This window comes from Bradyrhizobium sp. HKCCYLRH3059, assembly GCF_051168035.1.
Classification (GTDB): domain Bacteria; phylum Pseudomonadota; class Alphaproteobacteria; order Rhizobiales; family Xanthobacteraceae; genus Bradyrhizobium.
The window spans coordinates 445,386-460,042 of the sequence record NZ_JBNPUF010000004.1 but is presented as its reverse complement, the minus strand read 5'-3'; the positions used below and the strand labels follow the sequence as shown (position 1 = coordinate 460,042).

13 protein-coding genes and 1 tRNA gene are annotated in these 14,657 nt (G+C 66.9%); 7 read left to right on the top strand and 7 right to left on the bottom strand.

Annotated features, from left to right (window positions below; translation table 11 throughout):
* Nucleotides 1-20 precede the first annotated feature (20 nt).
* Complete coding sequence (locus tag ACQR13_RS16040) at nucleotides 21-2,582, bottom strand: polynucleotide kinase-phosphatase (RefSeq protein ID WP_316194101.1); 2,562 nt, start codon at nucleotides 2,580-2,582, stop codon at nucleotides 21-23.
* Between the two features lie 8 nt (nucleotides 2,583-2,590).
* Entirely contained in the window at nucleotides 2,591-3,970 is a 1,380-nt protein-coding gene (locus ACQR13_RS16035) for a 3' terminal RNA ribose 2'-O-methyltransferase Hen1 (RefSeq protein WP_316202120.1), read from the bottom strand.
* Between the two features lie 195 nt (nucleotides 3,971-4,165).
* On the opposite strand from ACQR13_RS16035, the gene ACQR13_RS16030 reads away from it, so the two are divergent.
* Nucleotides 4,166-5,146 carry a glycerophosphodiester phosphodiesterase family protein gene (locus ACQR13_RS16030; protein ID WP_316172350.1) on the top strand — a complete coding sequence of 327 codons (981 nt, stop codon included), beginning with the start codon at nucleotides 4,166-4,168 and terminating at the stop codon, nucleotides 5,144-5,146.
* An 83-nt stretch (nucleotides 5,147-5,229) separates the two neighbouring features.
* On the opposite strand, the gene ACQR13_RS16025 is transcribed toward ACQR13_RS16030, so the two are convergent.
* Nucleotides 5,230-6,570 (bottom strand): TROVE domain-containing protein, encoded by a 1,341-nt coding sequence (locus ACQR13_RS16025; protein ID WP_315749884.1) that lies wholly within the window; start codon nucleotides 6,568-6,570, stop codon nucleotides 5,230-5,232.
* 176 nt (nucleotides 6,571-6,746) lie between these two features.
* A tRNA-OTHER gene (locus ACQR13_RS16020) sits at nucleotides 6,747-6,821 on the bottom strand.
* 1,143 nt (nucleotides 6,822-7,964) lie between these two features.
* Here ACQR13_RS16020 and ACQR13_RS16015 point away from each other — a divergent pair.
* Complete coding sequence (locus ACQR13_RS16015; RefSeq protein ID WP_315749886.1) at nucleotides 7,965-9,044, top strand: Acg family FMN-binding oxidoreductase; 1,080 nt, start codon at nucleotides 7,965-7,967, stop codon at nucleotides 9,042-9,044.
* Between the two features lie 79 nt (nucleotides 9,045-9,123).
* The gene (locus ACQR13_RS16010) at nucleotides 9,124-9,351 is read left to right on the top strand and encodes a hypothetical protein (RefSeq protein WP_315712510.1); all 228 of its coding nucleotides are present in this window, start codon (nucleotides 9,124-9,126) and stop codon (nucleotides 9,349-9,351) included.
* A gap of 2 nt (nucleotides 9,352-9,353) precedes the next feature.
* Here the strand turns inward: ACQR13_RS16010 and ACQR13_RS16005 are convergent, their stop codons facing one another.
* Entirely contained in the window at nucleotides 9,354-9,773 is a 420-nt protein-coding gene (locus ACQR13_RS16005; protein WP_315749887.1) for a hypothetical protein, read from the bottom strand.
* A 79-nt stretch (nucleotides 9,774-9,852) separates the two neighbouring features.
* On the opposite strand from ACQR13_RS16005, the gene ACQR13_RS16000 reads away from it, so the two are divergent.
* Both ACQR13_RS16000 and ACQR13_RS15995 read left to right on the top strand, forming a co-directional pair.
* The gene (locus tag ACQR13_RS16000) at nucleotides 9,853-10,557 is read left to right on the top strand and encodes a glutathione S-transferase family protein (RefSeq protein WP_315749889.1); all 705 of its coding nucleotides are present in this window, start codon (nucleotides 9,853-9,855) and stop codon (nucleotides 10,555-10,557) included.
* Complete coding sequence (locus tag ACQR13_RS15995) at nucleotides 10,554-11,534, top strand: oxygenase MpaB family protein (protein WP_315749891.1); 981 nt, start codon at nucleotides 10,554-10,556, stop codon at nucleotides 11,532-11,534. Before ACQR13_RS16000 ends, ACQR13_RS15995 begins: the two co-directional genes overlap by 4 nt.
* 30 nt (nucleotides 11,535-11,564) lie before the next feature.
* Here ACQR13_RS15995 and ACQR13_RS15990 read toward each other — a convergent pair whose 3' ends face one another.
* On the bottom strand, nucleotides 11,565-11,969 hold the full coding sequence (locus ACQR13_RS15990) for a hypothetical protein (RefSeq protein WP_315749893.1): 405 nt from the start codon (nucleotides 11,967-11,969) through the stop codon (nucleotides 11,565-11,567).
* The gene (locus tag ACQR13_RS15985; RefSeq protein ID WP_315749895.1) at nucleotides 11,966-13,594 is read right to left on the bottom strand and encodes a tyrosinase family protein; all 1,629 of its coding nucleotides are present in this window, start codon (nucleotides 13,592-13,594) and stop codon (nucleotides 11,966-11,968) included. Before ACQR13_RS15985 ends, ACQR13_RS15990 begins: the two co-directional genes overlap by 4 nt.
* A gap of 107 nt (nucleotides 13,595-13,701) precedes the next feature.
* Between ACQR13_RS15985 and ACQR13_RS15980 the strand changes: the two genes are divergently transcribed.
* Nucleotides 13,702-14,295, top strand: coding sequence for a histidine phosphatase family protein (locus ACQR13_RS15980; RefSeq protein ID WP_315749896.1), 594 nt, complete (start codon nucleotides 13,702-13,704; stop codon nucleotides 14,293-14,295).
* Nucleotides 14,296-14,445: 150 nt separating this feature from the next.
* The gene (locus ACQR13_RS15975) at nucleotides 14,446-14,643 is read left to right on the top strand and encodes a hypothetical protein (protein ID WP_409998616.1); all 198 of its coding nucleotides are present in this window, start codon (nucleotides 14,446-14,448) and stop codon (nucleotides 14,641-14,643) included.
* The last annotated feature ends 14 nt before the right edge of the window (nucleotides 14,644-14,657 follow it).

Below are 14,657 nucleotides of genomic sequence, written 5' to 3'. Positions count from 1 at the left end.
CTTGTTGGTTCTTGAGCGGCTCACAGCCGCGGATCGATCGGCTCGCTCTCCAGCGCCAGCACCGCGAACACGCATTCGTGCACGCGGCGCAGCGGCTCGCGGGCGACGAAGCGGGTCAGCGCCTCATGGCCGAGCGCGAACTCGCGCAAAGCGAGGTTGCGCTTGCCGTCGAGCTTGCGCTGGCGCAGCCGGGCGATGTGCTCCGGCGCATCATATTCCGGGCCGTAGATGATGCGCAAATATTCTGGGCCGCGCACTTTCAGCGCCGGCTGGATCAGACCCTTCGGTCCGCGCGCGACGAAGTTCTTGGGCTTCACCACCATGCCTTCGCCGCCGCCGGCCGTGAGTTGCTCCCACCATGCGATGGCGTTGGCGATGGCCGTTTCGTCAGCCAGAGCCACGGTGCGCCACTGCGTGCGGGTGACCACGGATGCTGACGCGGCGGCCAGCCGATCGGCGAGCGTCATGTGCCAGACATGGTCCTGATCGAACCAGACCTGGCCCTCGCTGGCGAGCAGGTGAAACGGCGCGACCTTGAGATCGTCGATGCCGCGGACCGGCCAGACATAGGGTGCCCATGCCTCGCCATATCGCCGCGCCCGCGTCACCCGATCGCGGAGGTGATCGCCGAGTGCCGCGACATCAAGACCGCGCGCGGCGGCGCGCGCCAACGCGTCTGCCGCCGCTTCGAGCCCTGCAACCGATGACGCCGCGACCGGCGCGTACTGACTCTCGATCAGGCTGCCAGCCTTCGCCGACCACGGCATGATCTCGGCGTCGAGCAGCAGCCAGCCGGATTGCAGCTCCTGCCAGAGGCCGGCGCTGTCGACAGCATCGCGCAGCCGTGCCAGCAGCGCCTCGCTCATTGCGGGATCGTCGAAGAACGCGCGGCCGGTGCGGGTCCAGATCGCGCCGCTCTCGCCGCCCGCGACGCCGAAGCGGGCCCCGGCGATATCGGCGCTCCTGCACAGCGCGATGACGGCGCGCGAGCCCATGTGCTTCTCCTCGCACACCACCTGCTCGACGCCGCGGGCGCGGAAATGCGCGAACGCCTCCTCGGGGCGCTCCAGCCAGCCGTCGCGCGCGCTGGTCTCCGATGGCGACATGGTCGGTGGCAGATAGACCAGCCATTGCGGCGCGAGCGCGAAACGGCTCATCACCTCCAGCGCAGCGGCCGCGTTCTCCTCAGCCACGACCATGCGGCCGCGCAGCCTGGTGTCGATCCATCGGCGGCCGCTCACGTCATCGATATCGAGCAGCTGATCCGCCTCGGCCTGCGCGGAGGCGCTGCCGGCGCGAGGCGCGAGCGGACGCACCGGCTCGCACCAGACGCGCTCAGCCTCGACCTCGACGAGCTCACGCTCCGGCCAGCGCAGCGCCGTCAGCCGGCCGCCGAACACGCAACCGGTGTCGATGCACAGCGTGTTGTTGACCCATTCGGCATTGAGCACGGGCGTGTGACCGTAGACCACGGTGGTCGGTCCGCGATAGTTCGCGGCCCAGTCGGCGCGCACGGGAAGGCCGAACTCGTCGATCTCGCCGGTGGTTTCGCCATACAGCGCGAACTCGCGCACCGCGCCGGAGCCGCGGCCGATCATCTCCTCCTTCAGCCCGGCATGCGCCACCGCGAGCCGGCCGCCATCGAGCCAGACATGGCTGCGCAGGCCGTCGAGGAAGCCGGGCAGGCTGTCCCGGAAGCTTCGATCCGCGCCGGTGAGCTGGTCGATCGTGGCCTGCAGGCCGTGCGCGATCGTGACCTTGCGACCGGCGAGCCAGCGTCCGAACTTGCGGTCATGGTTGCCCTGCACGGCATAGGCAGTGCCTGCCGAGACCATGCCCATGACGATGCGCAGCACGTCCGGCGATTGCGGGCCGCGGTCGACGAGATCGCCGACGAACACGAGCTTGCGGCCTGCGGGCGGCGTGACGCTGACGGCGCGCCGGCCGTCGTCATCGCGCCATCTGACCTGATAGCCGAGCTTCGCCAGCAGCGCCTGCAACTCATCAGCGCAGCCATGGACGTCACCGATGATGTCGAACGGCCCGGTGTCGTGCCGCTTGTCGGTCCACAGCGGCTGCCGCGCGATGGTGGCGGCCTCGATGCGCGCGACGCTGTCGAGCTTCCACACCTGACGAAAGCCTTCGCGCTGCAGGCCACCGAAGCCACGGCGGACCTCCGAGACCATGCGCTGCACGACCGGGCCGCCGAAGCTGCGCTCAGGCCGCGACTTGTTTCTGTCGATGCAGACGTCGATGCCGGGATCGAACACGATCGCGACCGGCAGCGCATGCCATTTTCGCGCCAGCTCGACCCAGCCCTTGCGGTCGGCGGGGCGCACATTGGTGGCGTCGATCACCGCGAGCCGGCGGTGCTTCAGCCGCTTGCCGGCGATCTCGCGGACGATGTCGAACGCGTCGGCGGAGACGCCCTGGTCGGTCTCGTCGTCGGCGACGAGCGCGCGGCAATGATCCGAGGAGATCACCTCGGTCGGCAGGAAATGCTTCGCAGCAAAGGTCGACTTGCCGGAGCCGGTCGAGCCGATCAGCACGATCAGCGCGAAATCGGGGATGTCGATGTTCATGGAATTGCTCAGCGGGTGAAGATGGCCATCTGCGTCGGCGCGCCATGGCTCTCGTCGTGATGACCGATGCCGGAGAAGGCGGCCTGATAGTTGAAGGTTGCGCAGATCCGCTGCGCCCAGTCCGCAAACTCGGCGCGCGACCATTCGAAGCGATGGTCGCGGTGGCGGAACTGCCCGGCGGGCAGGCTCGGAAACAGTGCGTTGTATTCGGCGTTCGGCGTGGTAACGATCACCGCGCGCGGCCGCGCTGCGCCGAACACCACGCGCTCGAGCATCGGCAGTCGGTCGGGATCGAGGTGCTCGATCACCTCGACCAGTGCCGCCGCATCGGCCTCGGCCCAGCGCGCATCGCGATAGGTGAGCGAACCGTGCAACAGCATGACGCGACCCTCGGGCGGTGCGCCGGGCGCGCCCAGCTTCAGTCGCTTGGCCGCGCGCTCCAGCTCGCGGACGGCGGGATCAAGCCCGATCAGCCTGTCGACCCAGCGCTCGCGGACCAGGAGCTGCAGCAGCCTGCCTTCGCCGCAGCCGAGGTCGGCGACAATTTTGGCGCCGCTCGCCCGCAACGCCTCGACCACGGCGGCCATGCGCAGGTCGTTGAGGCGGGTCGGCGCCTCCAGTGTCTCTTCTGACTCGCTGCGCGCCTCGGGCTCGATGGCCTCGTCCTGCGTCTCCGGCGCGAGCCGGGCCAGCGCCGCGCGCGCGAGCACGCCGCGATGGCGCAGATAGCGGCGCACGATCAGCTCCTTGGCGGGGTGGGCGTCGAGCCAGCCTTCGCCGCGTTTGAGAAGCTTGTCGATCTCCTCGTCGCCGACCCAATAATGCTTGGCGTCGTCCATGACGGAAATCAGCACGTAGAGATGATTGAGGAGCGCGCTGAGCCGCGCGGTGCCGCGCAAGGTGAGCCGGACGTAGCGGCTCGACGGATCGCCTTGCGGTCCCGGGATCGCGGTGAGATCGACCTGCCAGCCGAGCGGCTCGAACAAATGCCGCAGCACGGCTTCGCCGCCGCGCAGGGGCAGGGGTGTCACAACCGCTTCGAGTGCAATGGCGCTGTCGGCGAGCTCCTGGCGCGCGCTGCTGACGCCGTTCATCGCGGTCCGGAACGCCTTGTTCAGCGCGACCGACAGGAACGACGACGCGGCATAGGGCCTGTCGTTGACATATTGGTCGAGCAGCCCGTCGCTTTGGCCTTTGCCGCGGACGAGGCCGATCGGGTCGACGTCGAGCACCAGCGCCGCCTCGCAGCGGCTCTCGCTGGCCTCGGGATAAAAGATCAGCGCCTTGCCATAGGTGAGCTCGAGCTCGTGCAGCCGCTCCGGATGCTTGTTGAGCAGGTAGCCGAGATCGGTGGCAGGCTGATGGGTGGTGGCGATGGACAGAAACATGAGGTCAGATACCGGATGAAGAAACAGCGATCCAGTGCTTCGAAGCCAAAGTTTGGCGGTGGCCCTTCTCGCATTCGCTTTCGCATCGGCTCTGGGAGCGCTGGACAAAAGGTGCGCCATCTCCGCAGGACAACTCTTTCGGGGAACGAGGGCAGGGACGCAATTCGGCTCGAATCATCATGAAATTGACATCGCATGAGCAGAGTCCTGAAAATCGCCGGGCTGCTGGTGCTGATCTGCGCCGGCTTCATGTTTTTCAACAACGCCAATCTGCAGGTGACAAAGGAGGCTGGGCGGCTGCATCTCCTGGCTCATCGAGGTGTGTCGCAGCAGTTCGATCGCACCGGCCTGACGAGCGAAACCTGCACCGCGGCGCGGATGCTGCCGCCGACGCATGAGTATCTCGAGAACACCATCGCCTCGATGCGCGCCAGCTTTCTGGCCGGCGCCGATATCGTGGAATTCGACGTGCACCCAACCACCGACGGCCAGTTCGCGGTGTTCCATGACTGGACGCTCGACTGTCGCACCGATGGCAAGGGCGTCACGCGCGAGCATGCGATGACGGCGTTGCGGCAGCTCGACATCGGTTATGGCTACACCGCCGATGGCGGGCGCACGTTTCCATTCCGCGGAAAGGGCGTCGGCCTGATGCCGTCGCTGGACGAGGTGCTCGCAGCCTTTCCGGACAAGCCTTTCCTGATCAACGTCAAGAGCAATGATCCGGCGGAAGGCCGACTGCTGGCGGATGCTCTGGCGCGCTTGCCTGGCGCGCGACGGGCGCGACTGATGGTCTATGGCGGCGACGCGCCGATCGCGACGCTCAGGGCGTCTCTGCCGGATCTCAAGGTCATGTCGCGCGGCATGCTGAAGAGCTGCCTGGTCCGTTATCTCGGTTATGGCTGGACCGGCCTGGTGCCGTCCGCGTGCCACAACATGATGGTGCTGGTCCCGATCAATGTCGCGCCGTGGCTGTGGGGCTGGCCGGACCGATTCCTCGCGCGCATGACGCGCGCCGAAAGCAGCGTCTTCGTCCTCGGCTCCTATAGTGGTGAGGCGTTCTCGGCCGGGCTGGACACACCGGACGACATCGCCAGGTTGCCCAAGAACTTTACCGGCGGCGTCATGACCGACGAGATCGAAACCGTGGCGCCGCTGCTGAAGCAGACGCATTGAAGCAAGCAGCGCAACTCGCCGCCGAATGTGCCTGGTAAACGGAAGACCCGGGCGCGTCTGTGACGCGTCCGGGTCGGTTGTCGTCAGTGCAGGGTCGCGCCGCGCAGAGTCTCCTCATGCGCCGCGATCCAGGCGATCACGGCCTCGGAGAAGCCGTCGACCCGCGTCCAGGGTCCGTAGCCGACCCCGTGCTGGTACGACGCCACGTTGACCATGGTCCCGCGCGCCTTGGGCGCCGGCACCGCATCGTGGCTCTGCTCGTCGGTGAAGACGATCAGGCGGTCTCCCTTGCGGTCGACCTCGCCCACCGCACGCCCGAGATAGGTCCCGGAATGCGGCTGCGATCCGAGGATCGCGTCGCGCAGCGCAAAGCCACGCCGCGGCGGCACCTTCACGACCTTGTCGCTGAACGTGAAGATCTCCACCTCGTCGCAGACCTCGCGGGCCAGGATCGCCAGCCCGCACGCCGCGTCCGCGCGCGTCATCTCCGACTTCGCCGACAGCGATGCGAACATCGAGCCGGAGACGTCGATCAGCAGCCGCGTGCGGCCCGGAAGCCGCGCGTAGCCCTTGATCGACCGGAGCATCGCGGCCTCGAGCTCGGGCTCGAAGTCCGGCGCGTGCCGGGCCGCCGTGATGAACCGATACGGCAGGATCCTGTCCGTCCGCATCGTCTCGATCGCGGCCGCGATAATCGCCCGCGACACCCCGGCCTGTTGCATCAGGCGCAGGTTGCGCAGCAACGCCAGCGCTCCGAGCCGCTTCTCTGAGAGCAGCCGCTCGAAGCTCGCGCGCTTGTCCGCACCGGCCGAAAGCGCGACCTCCCAGGTGTCGGGCGACGGCAGCCCGCCATCGGCGAGCTGCTTCCACACCGCCTCCTGCGCGGCGTCCCTGGGCCGAGCGTGCACCAGGAACAGCACGTCGCGAAGCCGCACCGGTCCCTCGCGGTCATACTTCGCGAGCTGATAGGCGTCGAACTTGGCGAACGCCTTCGCCAGCCCCTTCTTGACCTGCGCCGAGACCGGCTGCCGCTTGCGCTGCTGCTGCGGACCCAGAGAATCCGCCCAGTAGATCGCCAGCAGCTCGGTCATCTCGTCCGGCCGCTGGATGATGCGCGACAGCGTCTCGGCGACCAGCGCACGGTGCGTGGGCAGCCGCGCCATCTCGCGGGCGACGAGCAGCGGCGCATGCCGCAGCTTCATCTCCTCGCGTGCACGGACCGCGAGCTGAGCCACCTCGCGCGGCTCGACCAGCGGCACCAGCGCCTTGATGCGCTCGGCGATCGCGATCCCGTCCTCGTAGAACTGGTCCTCCCACAGCAGGCAGCTCATCAGCGTGCGCTGCAGCGCCTGCTCGGGCGCGAGCTGCCGGGACGGCGCACCCTCATGGGTGAAGGCGCGCAGGAACTTGTTGAGCCTGACCATGATGGCCTCCTCTCTGGGTTGATGATGGATGGAATGGCCGGAGCACCGGCCGTCACGCATGATCTCGTCTCGGAGACCATGCGCGGCAGGGGACCACGCGCCGGGAACGGGCGAATGCTGAGTTCCGCTCCACTGGCATGGAGCGGATAGTGCTCTGCCGCTGAGCTACCGGCGCATGGAACGCCGGATGGGAGTCGAACCCACGACCTCTCGATCCGCAATCGAAGTATCAGCACTCTTCACCACGGCGCGTGGAAGAAGGCGGCGCAGCAGGTAGCTGCGCCGTAACGACGTGACCGCCTGTTCGATGAGGGTCAGCGGTTGAGATGGATCACGAGCCGGGAACAGGCGACGACTGAGACCCGGTCGCTGAGAGACCGGACAGCGCTCTGACCTCTGAGCTACCGGCAGGACACCGGGCGGGAGTCGAACCCGCGACCTCTGGCGTGCAAGGCGAAGTAACAGTCGTCTTCACCACGGCTCGTGGATACGTTCGGCGGGGAATAAGCGATGCTGTCGCTGCCCCAATGGGGCGCTCGGTTTCAACGAAGTAACAGACATCTTCACCACCGCCTTGGCCGCCCGGCGGTCACCGAGTGGCGTTGATGGCATGCTGGGGAACATGCGGTCTCGGCGATCAATGACGCCAACGCAGGTCATCCGAAAGAAGAACAACCGCAACCCGCGACTCGACGGCCCTCGCATGGCCGCCTCCACGGTACGTGACGCCATAGGCGGGATTCGAACCCGCATCACCAATGGTACGAAGGAGCCGACACCTTCACCACCAGCAGCTCCCGGCCGCAAGCGGCCGGGAATTCAAATAGCTTGTCTGCGGCGCTCTTCGGCGCCGCATGTTGCGAGCTCCTCGAAGCTCGCTCTGTCATCGGTGTCCGGCGTTGCCGCCTCGTTCCCTCCGACAGGCCCCGCGCGCTCGGGCCGCGCGCATCACCTGCGCGAGCCCCGGGATCCGGGTCTCCCGTTCCGGCCCAAGGCCGGGACTTCCGTTGGTTTCGCCGTGCAGCCGGTTCGCCTGAGGGCAACAAAAAACCCTCCGGAGCGGCTGGCTCGGGAGGGTCCGTGTGATGCGGACTGTTGATCTTGCCTCAAGCAAGATCGCTCCCCCGAGCATGGCGTGCGCCATCCACCGGCATGACGCCGTTGGACGTGCGGATGAAGTGTTCGTAGCCGAAGGACATCGTCTCGCTCATGTTTGTCGCGGGCGCAGTCGCTCGCGAGGCCGCGGGACATACGCCGCTTTGTTGGTGCTGTCAACAGCATGGAGTCGATGTTCTTGCCGGCTGCCGCGGCCTTGATCTGCAACAACGCGCCGATGCGGAACATGCTTATCGTGAGGATATCGAGGTCGCGGCGAGAATTGCGGGCGCAGAGTCATGAACCGACGGCAGGTCCTGATAGGAGGCGGCAGCGCGCTTGCGGTGGCCGCGCTCGGCGCCGGCACCTGGCGCGCCGCGACCGGCACGATGCGCGCGTATGACGACTATATCGCCCGGTTGCGCGCACCGCTGTCGCCCGAGATCACCGATGTCATCCGTTACGCGACACTCGCAGCCAACAGTCACAACACGCAGCCATGGCGCTTTCGCGTGACGCAGGATGCGATCGAGATCATGCCCGATCCGTCACGCCGCACGCCGGTGGTCGATCCGGACGACCATCATCTGTTCGTCAGCCTGGGCTGCGCGGCCGCCAATCTCGCGATCGCGGCGGCTGCAAGCGGCCGAAGAGGCGAGGTTGCCATCGACGGGCAGACGGTGCGCTACAGCTTTATGAACGCCGAGCCGCATGACGATCCGCTATTGCCTGCGATCGTCCGCAGACAGTCGACACGTGCCGACTACGACGGACGCGCCGTGCCGTCAGGCGATCTTGCGGCGTTGCAGGTGGCAGCAGCCACGCGAGGCGTCGATCTCATACTCATTACGGATCGTACTGTGATTGCGGCCATCCGCGACCTCGTCGTCGCCGGCAACGACGCCCAGATGCGCGACGTCGCGTTCATGCGCGAGCTGAAGTCCTGGCTGCGCTTCAATCCGCGCAGCGCGATGGCAACGGGTGACGGCCTGTTTGCACCCGCGAGCGGCAATCCGTCGTTGCCGACCGCGCTCGGCGGCATTGCGTTCGACCACCTCTTCGATGCGGCGGCAGAGAACGACAAATATGCGCGCCAGATCGGCTCATCTGCCGGTCTTGCCGTGTTCGCAGCCGAGAACGCCGATCCCTCGCACTGGATCAGGGTCGGGCAGGCGTGCCAGCGCTTTGCGCTCGAAGCGACGCGCCTAGGCCTCAAGCTCGCCTTCATCAACCAGCCGGTAGAGGTGGCTGCGCTGCGTCCCGAACTGGCGCGCGTGATCGGAACGACACGGCGGCCGGATCTCGTGTTGCGTTTCGGCTATGGTCCTACGCTGCCGTTCGCGCCGCGGCGGCCGGTCGCAGACGTGCTCGGTTCATGAGTCGTTCCTGTCAATCTTGACGGATTTGCGACTCGGTGCATTGCTTCGCTGCATGTTCGAGAACACCCGATTGGCACGCATGAGCGACGGGCATTATTGCCTGGTGCGCGACCTTGGCCTGGTCAAGGGCGGCAAGGGCATGCGCCATCACGAGGTGGTGGTGGATTTCAGCTATCGCGGCATGAAGCTGTTTGCCAGGCAGGGCGCGTCGTCGCTGATGCGCAGGGTCGCGGCGAAGCTCGCGCAGCATGATGCCACCTCGAAACTGCCGGCGCTGCTGCGCGTGCGCCTGCGCGAGCCGCAATAGCGTCAGCGCTTCCGCCGAAGCTCACCGCGCTGCGGCGTAATCGGTCGTTTCGGGTCGTAGGGGCTGTCCGGATTGACGTCTAGGTCGACGTCGGCGACGCAGTGTTGCGGCTGGCGATGGCTGCCCCCGGAATGCCAGCGCCCCTGGCGCAGCTCGACCTCGCTGATGTCAGCGACATCGAAGCACTTCCATTGGCCGCCCGGCGGCAGGCCGCTGCTCGCGCCGCCCGCGAACTGGAACGCGAGCACGCGCTCGCGGCCGACGGTGTGGCCGAGGATGATCGGGCAGATCGCGCGGGCGAAGCCGCCATACAGGCACAGCACCGGCTGGCGCGTGATCATCGCCTGCATGATCAACTGGTAGGTCGGGCTCGGCATGCTGGCTTTCTGCACGATGCAGCAACATAAGACCGTCGGCCGCATGCGGTTCCGCATCGAACCTTGCAGCGGCGGCTCACGGGCTTAGATTGAGGCCTCAGCGACAAAGCGAGCCAGAGCCACGATGTCCGATCTCTCCAGCTTTCCGATCACCACGCGCTGGCCGGCGCAGCATCCCGACCGCATCCAGCTCTATTCACTGCCGACCCCGAACGGCGTGAAGGTCTCGATCATGCTGGAGGAGACCGGCCTGGCCTACGAGCCGCACACGATCGATTTCGGCAAGGACGACCAGAAGACCCCTGAATTCCTCTCGCTCAATCCGAACGGCAAGATTCCCGCGATCATCGATCCCGACGGTCCCGGCGGCCAGCCGCTCGGCCTGTTCGAATCCGGCGCGATCCTGCAGTACCTTGCCGAGAAGACCGGAAAATTCCTGCCGAACGATCCGGCGCGGCGCTGGCAGACGATCCAGTGGGTGCATTTCCAGATGGGCGGCATCGGTCCCATGTTCGGGCAGCTCGGCTTCTTCCACAAATTCGCCGGCCGCGAGTACGAGGACAAGCGGCCGTTGCAGCGCTATGTCGCGGAGAGCAGGCGGCTGCTCGGCGTGCTCGAGGCGCGGCTCGATGGCCGGCAGTGGATCATGGACGCCGACTACACGATTGCCGACATCGCGACGCTTGGCTGGGTGCGCAACCTGATCGGGTTCTACGGCGCGCGCGACATCGTCGCCTTTGATGAGCTCAAGCACGTGCCGGCCTGGCTCGAACGCGGGCTGGCGCGGCCGGCGGTACAGCGCGGGCTGGAGATCCCGCAGCGGCCGTGATCGTCAGCGATGCCGATTTCGAACGGTGCTTGGCCGAGGTGCTGTCCGCGCCGGCCACGCCGGGCGATGCCGTGCTGCCGTCCGACAGCGTGATGTGGCGCGTGCATCGCGAGGCCGCGCTGTTTCTCGGCGCCGGCCGCGCGCTGCTGTTGCAGCTCGCCCATCCCTGGGTGGCGGCGGGCATTGCCGAGCAGTCCAAGGTGTTCGCCGATCCGCTCGGCCGTTTCCACCGCACCTTCAGCATCGTCTACACCATGGTGTTCGGCACGCGCGCGCAGGCGGTCGCTGTGGCGCGGCGGCTGTATCGGCGGCACGCCGCGGTCGACGGCGTGATGCCAGAGACGGTTGGACCGTTTACGGCCGGCTCGCGCTATCGCGCCAATGAAGTCGACGCGCTGCGCTGGGTCCATGCCACGCTGGTCGAGACTGCGATGATGTCCTACGGCTTGCTGTGCCGCCCGCTCGACGATGCCGAGCGCGAGCAATATTGGCGCGAGGCGACGCGGTTCGCGGGCCTGTTCGGAATTCCACACGAGGCCATGCCGCCGGACTGGGCGTCGTTCAAGGCCTATACGGCCGAGATGATGGCGTCGGAGACGCTCACGGTCGGCCCGGCGGCGCGCGAGATCGCGCAGCGTATCTTCTCCGGCGAGGCGACCCTTATCGGACCGCCGCGCTGGTTCACGGCGTTGACGGCCGAGATGCTGCCGGAGCGGCTGCGGCTTGCGTTCGCGCTGCCCTATGGCGAGCGCGAACGCCGCAGCGCGGCGCGCACCAGGCGGTTTCTGCCGCGCGCCTATGCGATGCTGCCGGAGAGATTGCGTACCGTCGGCCCCTATCAGGAGGCGATGGCGCGTATCGAGGGGACGACGTGTCCGCCGTTCACGCGGCTGCTCAACCGCGTCTGGATCGGACAGCCCAGCATGGCGAGCCCGTTCGAGCAGCGCGGAGAACGTGCACGGAGCGGGACGGTCTGAGTCCGGCGCGCTTGCGGCGCAGACGACGGATCATGGCCGCGGAGCAAGCCTGAGCGTGATGCCGCGAACCTCCTGCGGCGTCGGCGCGCGGCTGCCGCCGGGTTGGCTGATGCTGAGACGGATCGACAGGCGTCCACTCTTGATCGCCTCCTTCGGCACCGGAAGCGCGTAGGTGCCGGCCTCCGCGCCAGTGCGAAGGCCGAATGGCGAGATGGTCCCGAGCGGCATCCCGGACGCCGTCGTCACCGTCACCTCCTGGCCTCGCCCCAGTGCGCCCAGGCTGATCTCGACGACGGGAGCCTCGCTCGCATCCAGTGGCCGCGGCACGACCAGATCGACGGCTCTGAACGGCTCCGCGGCCAAGGACGAGGTCGGCCGCAGCACGGCACAGAGCAGCACGGCGCAGGTCCGCAGCGCGGCGCGCCTGCCGTTCATCGGCGCAGCGGTCCGACCGAGAGCGCTTTCAGCGTCGGCGCGGTGCCGACGCCGCCCGAGGGCACGACGCGGATGCTCAGCGGCTGGTTGGGTGCGGCCCGCAGGGCGGAGAAGGCCTCCTGCTTCGTCGGCAGCGGCACCGCGAAACTCGCATCGGTGGTCATGGCCATGCCCGGCATCATCGATCCGAAAAAGGCGATGGTGCCTGCATAATAGGGGCTGTCAGCCGTGACCTTGCTGACGTTGGCGGGCGCGTTGACCAGGACGTCGAATTCGCGCACGGTCGAATAGCCGCTCGGGCGAGGCAGCGTGATCTGCGCCATCAGCGGCTGCGGCCGCGCTGCCGCCAGATGCGCTTCGAGCGCATCGCCAGGGATCCTCACCGTGCCCACATTGGCCTTGACCGAGCCCTGCTGCGGCTTGGCCTGCGGTGCCGCGGCGACCGCGGGCGGATTGACGATGTCCTCGCCGAAGCCTGGCGCATAGTCGTAGTCGAAGCGGTCGGTCGAGATGTAGTCGCCGGCCTTGCTGGGGCCGACATAGCCGCCCTTGCCGTCGGCATAGAACAGGAACGGCTCGTCGGAGAACGTCTTCAGGTCAGCGCCCCGCGGCAGATAGGGCAGCTTGAGCCGCTGCTGCTTGCGCGTCCAGACATCCCAGAGCCGGTCCATGTTCGAATGGTGCAGGAAGAAGATCGGATCGACCGGCGACAGGAAGTTGGTCATGTTGCCGTAGGGGCCGGGATCGAGCGGGCCGACGCCGCCGATGTAGTTGTGGACCTTGTTGTGCGGCAGGCCTTCCAGGGTCGAGAACTTGGTCGCGCCATTCGGCTGGGTGTTGTGCGAGGCGGTCTTCGAGCTGGTGAAGCTCAGATAGTTGTCGGGGTTGTAGAAGTCGGTCGGCAGCAGGCCCGCCATGATCACGAAGGGCGAGACGTCGTAGGTGGTCTTGGCGTCGAGCTTCGGATTGTCGCGTGACAGATAGCGTGAGGCGCAGGTGGTCGCGAAGGCCTCATTGCCGGAGATGCCGGCATTGGCGGACGGCGAGAAGCCGGTGACGTCGTTCCAGAGATCGTCGATCGACTTGTAGCCGCGGATCTCGAGCTGGCCGCGCTGATCCTTCGACAGGCTGTTCCAGTAATCCGTCAGCGCCGGCTTGATGAACGCGGTGAAGACCGCGAGAGTCCCGGTGAACGGCTGATACGCCCGGTCGGTCGGTGTCAGTACGGCGTCGAACATGCCGGCGGGAATCTCCGGCAGCTCGGTCCAGTCCCAATAGGGCAGCGCGAAATTGTCGTCGCCACTGAGGGCGCGGATCGATTGCTCGAAATAGCCGAGATAGCCGCGATGCCAGACATAGAACCACCAATTGCCGTGCGGGCAGTCCATCAGGTGGATGAACGCGTTGCGGAACCAGTTCTGCGGATGGTTTGCGGGAAGCTGCAGCATGGCGGCGACGCCTTTGGCGTAGCTCGCCAGCATCTTCTGGCCTTCCGCACTGGTGACGCTGTAGCGGCGATATTTCGCGGCGGCGCGGCTCGGCCTCGGCAAGATGACGGTGGAGGCTGCCGCCATCGCGGCCGTCGCCAGGAATGTCCGGCGGGTCTGTCGCAATCCCATGCTCATCTGAAATGAATCCTGGTTGGAAAAGCGCCATGATGCGGTCTCGCGATTGCAATCTCAAGTAGCAAATGCGTGTGATGGATGTATGATGCCACCTGAGAGGTTTGCCGATGAACGCGCTGACGCTGCTGATCATCCGCCATGCCGAGAAGCCCGACGGCGACGCGACAGGCCCGGGCCTGACCCACGAGGGCCAGCCGGACTCGAAGTCGCTGGTGATCTTCGGCTGGGAGCGGGCAGGGGCCTGGACGGCGCTGTTCGGCAGCGGACTGGGCGGCACGGATTACCCGACACCGCAGGCGGTCTATGCCGCCGATCCCGACAGCGCCGAGGACGGCTCCGACCCGAGCCGCCGGCCCTATGAGACGGTGCTCGATTTGGCTGCGCGCGTCGGCCTCGACAAGCCGAACACGTCCTTTGCGAAGGGGCAGGAGGCGGCGCTGGTCGAAGCCCTGCTATCGCTGTCCGGCACCGTGCTGGTGGCGTGGGAGCACAAGGCGATCATCTCCGACATCCTGCCGCGGCTGCCGGTGAGCAATGAAAGCCAGTTACCGACCCACTGGTCCGGCAAACGCTTCGATGTGGTGCTGCGGTTCGATCGCGCCGACGGCGGGGCGGAATTCACGTTCGGCGAACTCTATCCCTGCCTGATGCCGGGGGATTCCGACAAGCCGCTGAAGAGCGATCCGATGGACGGGGGCTGACAGGCGATATGCGCGATCGCAAGCGTGCGATCACGGCGTTCCAGAAGGGCGACAGCCCGGCATTCCTGATCAGTCTCAAGGCCGGCGGCGGCGGGCTGAACCTGCGGCGACCGACACCGTCATCATCTACCACCCCTGGTGGAATCCGCAGTGGAGGCTCAGGCGATCGATCGAGCCCACCGCATCGGCCGGGACAAGACGGTCTTCGTCCATCGGTTGGTCGCCGCCGGGACGATCGAGGAGAAGATCGGTGAGCGCAAGCCGGCGCTGGCGATTCACCGTTCGATCGCGAGGGGCAATGTCGGCAAGGCGCTGACGGAGGAGGATATCGCCGCGCTGCTGTCCTGACGGCGTGTGGAGAT